A 5517-nucleotide genomic window follows, 5' to 3' on the forward strand; every position below is an offset into this window, starting at 1 on the left:
CGGAAGAGTTGATTCTTCCAACATTTTGATCATTTGAGCACCAACGGCACCTGTAGCGCCGACAACAGCAACTGTGTATCCCATAACAAACCTCTTTCGGAATTTTCTAAAAATTTCTATAATAGAAACATTATACTACTTTTTACCAAAATTGAAAAGTCTTTTTCCTATCTATTTTCTGAAATTGACAAGAAAAGGCGGTGGGACAGAAATCGATAGACAAAGTCTCGATTTCGTAGTCCCAGCCCCGCGAGGATGATTAGGAGCTTTTTGGAGTCTAAAAGACGAACAAAAAGTTCAATCAGCTACCGCGTCAAGGTTTGATTGCTAATAAAAAATGAGGTCGGGCTCTTTTGTCCCAACCTCTTCTACTATTCATAAAATTGTTTATAGGGTTTATTAAAGGCTTCTAAGATATCTGATGGAGTGTCTCCATAAGATTTTATCTCTGTCAAATTCCCTTTAACGATAATTCTCTCAACTGCATTAGCATCTTCACAGGTTACCAAGGTAATCTCTTTAATCCCATCACGTTCGTCAATTACATCTACACGATCAGGTGTTACAATTTTAACTTCTTCAATCTCGTATGTATAGACTTTTTCTTTATCAGTGAGATAAATTTTCATCCCTTTCTCAGCACGAGCAAGAGGAGAGAATAATTTCTTATCTGCATTTTCACCTGCAAAGATACGGTGACTTGCTAGAGAATAATTTCCTTCCCCCATTACCTGATTTGCTTTCATTGTCCCAGCACCATAAAAAAGGTTAACATTATCGAGTCCCTTAAATATTGGTAGATTCATTTCAAGCTCTGGAATTGCAATCCCTCCGATTACCGGAAGTTGCTGGGAATTCCATTGAGCTGATAGGACTGCCTCCGAGGAAAGTGATTTTACAGAGTCAAAATCGAAATTTCCTTCTGTTTCTTTGTTCTCTTCAATCTCTTCCTTGGTCACTTGACTGACCTGATACTTATTAGTATTCCAAATCATGAACATATCACGAATATTAGCATTGAAGATTAAAGCGATAGATAGCAAGATTAGGAATCCTGCCAGTATGTTAATCAGTAGATTTTTACGTTTATTTTTTTTACTTTGATTCTTTTTTTGAGACATTATGCTTCACTTTCTGTTTCCTGTTCTGCCCCAACTTCTTCTTTTTCTGCTGCTGAAACACTTGTAAAAGTCACAATCTTAGCATCTTGATCTAGACGCATCACTTTTACTCCCATAGTTGAACGTCCCGTTTGTGAAATATTGGCAACATTGGTTCGAATCATGACACCTGTGTCAGTGATAATCATCAGATCTTCGTCCCCTTTTACTGTTAAGAGACCAGCCAGAGGACCATTTTTTTCAGTAACATTGGCAGTTTTCATTCCCTTACCGGCACGCCCTTTTGTTGGATATTCAGTCGCAACTGTGCGCTTACCGTATCCTTTTTCAGTAATGATAAGGACTTCATCTTGATCACTAATCACACTCGCTCCAACTACAGCATCACCTTCACGAAGGTTTACCCCTTTAACACCAGTGGCAATACGACTCATACTACGAACTGAAGACTGATTGAAACGAACGGCATAACCTAATCTAGTTCCGATGATGATATCTGTGTCTTTTTCAGTTAGTAAGACATTAATCAACTCATCCTCATCTTTCAGATTTAAGGCTTTGAGACCATTTTGACGAATGTTGGCAAATTCTTTGACACTAGTTCTTTTGACAATACCTGCTCGAGTTGTAAAGAAGAGATAGGCATCATCACTACGTTCTGATTCAACATTGATAATGGTTTGAATGCTTTCACCCTCATCCAGTTTCAAAAGATTGACAACTGGCAACCCTTTGGCTGTGCGGCCGTATTCTGGAATTTCATACCCCTTAAGACGATAAACACGTCCTTTATTGGTAAAGAAAAGCAAATGATCGTGAGTGCTGGTTGAAACCAATTCACGCACAAAGTCATCGTCTTTAACTCCAGTTCCTTGAACGCCACGTCCACCACGTTTTTGAGCTGTAAACTCATCTTGGTCCAAACGTTTGATGTAACCTTTATTTGATAGAGTGATGAGAACATCAGACTCTTCAATTAAGTCTTCATCTTCAAGAGTCAAGACTTCACCAACCATCAACTCAGTACGACGTGGATCGCCAAACTTACGTTTGACCTCATCCAATTCTTCCTTGATAATTTGCGCTACGCGTTCTGGTTTTGCAAGAATGTCTGCCAGGTCAGCAATCAAAGCAATAAGCTCATCATATTCTGACTGAATCTTGTCACGTTCCAAACCAGTCAAACGACGAAGACGCATATCGAGAATTGCTTGACTTTGACGTTCAGATAACTTGAACTTGCTCATCAATTCAGCTTGGGCTTCTGCATCCGTTTCACTGGCACGGATGATACGAATGACTTCGTCAATGTGGTCCAGAGCAATCAACAAACCTTCTAAGATGTGTGCACGTGCTTCAGCTTTTTCTTTATCAAATTGAGTACGACGAGTCACCACTTCTTTTTGGTGCTCAATATAAGCATCCAAGATTTGACGAAGAGAAAGAATCTTTGGTACACCGTTCTGGATAGCCAGCATGTTAAATCCAAAGCTAGTTTGCATTTGAGTCATCTTGAACAAGTTGTTCAAAATAACATTAGCAGATGCATCACGCTTCACCTCAATTACGAAGCGAACTCCCTCACGGTTTGATTCGTCACGAACAGCTGTAATACCTTCGATACGTTTTTCCTGAACCAAACGCACAATATGTTCATGGACTTTGGTTTTATTAACCATGTATGGAAATTCTGTTACAACGATACGTTCGCGACCAGTCTTAGTTTCTTCGATTTCAGTACGAGAACGAAGCACAATCGATCCTTTACCAGTTTCGTAGGCCTTATGAATACCTGATTTCCCCATAACAAGGGCACCAGTTGGGAAATCTGGACCAGGAAGAACTTCCATTAATTCCTTGGTTGTAACTTCTGGATTATCCATGACCAACTTCACTGCATCAATGGTTTCTCCCAAGTTATGAGGCGGAATATTGGTTGCCATACCAACAGCAATCCCTGTAGCACCATTGACCAAAAGGTTTGGGAAACGAGCTGGGAGAACCAGGGGTTCACGTTCATTGGCATCATAGTTATCTACAAAATCAACGGTATTTTTATTGATGTCGCGAAGCATCTCAAGAGCAATCTTACTCATACGTGCTTCAGTATAACGCTGAGCTGCGGCACCATCACCATCCATAGAACCAAAGTTCCCATGCCCATCTACAAGCATGTATCGATAACTCCACCATTGCGCCATACGAACCATAGCTTCGTAGATAGATGAGTCTCCGTGTGGGTGGTATTTACCCATAACATCCCCTGTAATACGGGCAGATTTCTTATGAGGTTTATCAGGGGTAACTCCTAATTCGTTCATTCCGTACAAAATACGACGATGAACAGGTTTCAATCCATCACGAACATCAGGAAGAGCCCGCGAGACGATTACACTCATGGCGTAGTCGATAAAGCTGGTCTTCATCTCCTTTGTCAGATTGACATTCACTAAATTTTTATCTTGCATTAAAAAATGCCTCATTTCACTATTAGTAACTAGATATATTATACCATAGTTTAGCCTATATTTCAGTCTTTGGACACACCTAAAACGTTTACATCAACAACTGGATGTTATATCCGTGACAAAGCTATCTAAAAGTGATAGAATGAAATCAAATGGGGAATTTCCCTTAAAAAAACAAAGGAGATGTTTAGACAAATGACAGCAACTAAACAACACAAAAAAGTTATCCTCGTCGGTGACGGTGCCGTAGGTTCTTCTTATGCTTTTGCCCTCGTTACACAAGGAATTGCACAAGAACTTGGTATCATTGAAATTCCACAATTGTTTGAAAAAGCAGTTGGTGATGCTGAAGACCTTAGCCACGCGCTTGCTTTTACTTCACCTAAGAAAATCTACGCAGCTAAATACGAAGACTGTGCGGATGCCGACCTTGTAGTTATCACTGCTGGTGCTCCACAAAAACCAGGTGAAACTCGTCTTGACCTTGTTGGTAAAAACCTTGCTATCAACAAATCAATCGTTGAACAAGTTGTTGCATCTGGATTTGACGGTATCTTCCTTGTTGCTGCTAACCCAGTTGACATCTTGACTTACTCAACATGGAAATTCTCAGGTTTCCCTAAAGAACGCGTTATCGGTTCAGGTACTTCACTTGACTCAGCTCGTTTCCGTCAAGCACTTGCTGAAACTATCGGTGTTGATGCACGTTCAGTTCACGCCTACATCATGGGTGAGCACGGTGACTCTGAGTTTGCAGTTTGGTCACACGCTAACGTTGCCGGTGTAAAATTGGAACAATGGTTACAAGCTAACCGTGACTTGAATGAAGCTGACCTTGTTGAACTCTTCATCTCAGTTCGTGACGCAGCTTACTCAATCATCAACAAAAAAGGTGCTACTTACTATGGTATCGCTGTTGCTCTAGCTCGTATTACAAAAGCAATCCTTGACGATGAAAATGCTGTCCTACCACTTTCTGTATTCCAAGAAGGACAATACGGTGTTGAAAACGTCTTTATCGGTCAACCAGCTATCGTTGGTGCGCACGGTATCGTTCGTCCAGTTAACATTCCATTGAACGACGCTGAAACTCAAAAAATGCAAGCTTCTGCTCGTGAATTGCAAGAAATTATCGATGAAGCATGGAAAAATCCTGAATTCCAAGCAGCTTCAAAAAACTAATTTAAGTTAAAAAAATGTCTAGACGGTCTGTCTAGACATTTTTATATTATGTGACTATTAGTTCTTCTCGATACGTTAGTTGGGAGCCAAATAAACCACCCGCTATGCGGGTGCGCGTCGAAGGTTCTACCAAAAAACTCCAAACACGATACAATAAAGGTGTTTAAGCCAATTGTAAAGCGAAAGGGAAAAATATAGCACAAAAGGCTCATCGTTTATCACACACAAAGTGGCACTGTTCTATCACATTGTGTTCATCCCTAAGTATAGACGAAAAGTCATCTATAATCAATATCGAAGTAGTTTAGGTGAAATATTTCATCGCTTGTGTAGTTATAAAAGAGTTGAAATTATCGAGGGTCACTTAATGCTAGACCATGTACATATGTTAGTAAGTATTCCACCAAGGATAAGTGTTTCTAGTTTCATGGGTTATTTAAAAGGTAAAAGTGCACTCATGATGTTTGACAAACACGCCAATCTTAAGTACAAGTTTGGGAATCGGCATTTCTGGGCAGAAAGCTATTATGTAAGTACGGTGGGACTCAATGAAGCCACAATTAAGAAATCTATTCAAGAGTATAGAAAGTATCCAGTGGATGATTTATTCACGAGTATGAAAATTTGAGAACGAGTAAAGCATGATATGGTATTAGATAAATTAAGTGTAAAAGAATATGAGGATCCCTTAGGGATAGTGCTAAGTAATACTAAAGCCTCTTTAAGAGGTAAGTGACGAGTCGGCT

Annotated in this window: 3 protein-coding genes and 1 pseudogene; 2 read left to right on the plus strand and 2 right to left on the minus strand. The window is 39.9% G+C overall.

The genetic code is table 11. The features are described from left to right. Window positions 1–371: 371 nt before the first annotated feature. Both SINDD18_RS03935 and gyrA read right to left on the minus strand, forming a co-directional pair. Window positions 372–1121, minus strand: a complete 750-nt coding sequence (locus SINDD18_RS03935) for a class A sortase (protein ID WP_061863162.1) — start codon at window positions 1119–1121, stop codon at window positions 372–374. After that, window positions 1121–3589, minus strand: coding sequence for a DNA gyrase subunit A (gene gyrA, locus SINDD18_RS03940; protein WP_061863163.1), 2469 nt, complete (start codon window positions 3587–3589; stop codon window positions 1121–1123). Before gyrA ends, SINDD18_RS03935 begins: the two co-directional genes overlap by 1 nt. A 195-nt stretch (window positions 3590–3784) precedes the next feature. Here gyrA and SINDD18_RS03945 point away from each other — a divergent pair, with 195 nt between their 5' ends. Next, window positions 3785–4771 (plus strand): L-lactate dehydrogenase, encoded by a 987-nt coding sequence (locus SINDD18_RS03945; RefSeq protein WP_061863164.1) that lies wholly within the window; start codon window positions 3785–3787, stop codon window positions 4769–4771. A 194-nt stretch (window positions 4772–4965) separates the two neighbouring features. Continuing rightward, window positions 4966–5507: pseudogene (gene tnpA / locus SINDD18_RS03950) on the plus strand (IS200/IS605 family transposase). Window positions 5508–5517 lie beyond the last annotated feature (10 nt).

This window comes from Streptococcus infantis, assembly GCF_001579645.1.
Lineage (GTDB): Bacteria > Bacillota > Bacilli > Lactobacillales > Streptococcaceae > Streptococcus > Streptococcus infantis_E.

What these genes read in the sequence shown, in the direction of transcription:
- SINDD18_RS03935 (WP_061863162.1), bottom strand. Translation starts at nt 1,121, where the DNA reads ATGTCTCAAAAAAAGAATCAAAGTAAAAAAAATAAACGTAAAAATCTA.
- gyrA (WP_061863163.1), bottom strand. Translation starts at nt 3,589, where the DNA reads ATGCAAGATAAAAATTTAGTGAATGTCAATCTGACAAAGGAGATGAAG.
- SINDD18_RS03945 (WP_061863164.1), top strand. Translation starts at nt 3,785, where the DNA reads ATGACAGCAACTAAACAACACAAAAAAGTTATCCTCGTCGGTGACGGT.